The organism is Bacillus sp. BML-BC051, from assembly GCF_019656175.1.
In the GTDB taxonomy this organism is placed as follows: domain Bacteria; phylum Bacillota; class Bacilli; order Bacillales; family Bacillaceae_G; genus Bacillus_A; species Bacillus_A mobilis.
The window spans coordinates 1-265 of sequence record NZ_BPLI01000124.1; the positions used below are offsets into that span (position 1 = coordinate 1).

A 265-nucleotide genomic window follows, 5' to 3' on the forward strand; every position below is an offset into this window, starting at 1 on the left:
TCGTATATGTAAACGATACATACTTCTTGCCATCTTTCACTTTTAGTACAGCTGGACTCTTTGTATATGTGTTCATCATTGAAATTTCTTCTGTTTTATCTTTTAAAACTTTAAAGCCAATACTGTATTCACCATCTTTAAGGGCTTTTGGATCAATGGTTGTGTTGTTGCCTTGGTTGTTGTTTCCGCCTTGGTTATCGTTTCCGCCTTGGTTGTCGTTTCCGCCTTGGTTATCGTTTCCGCCTTGGTTATCGTTTCCGCCTTG

1 protein-coding gene is annotated in these 265 nt (G+C 39.2%); it reads right to left on the minus strand.

What is annotated here, in order from left to right; all coding sequences use genetic code 11:
- A partial coding sequence (locus K5S59_RS29470; RefSeq protein WP_220784121.1) for an NEAT domain-containing protein occupies nucleotides 1–265 on the minus strand: 265 nt, incomplete at both ends.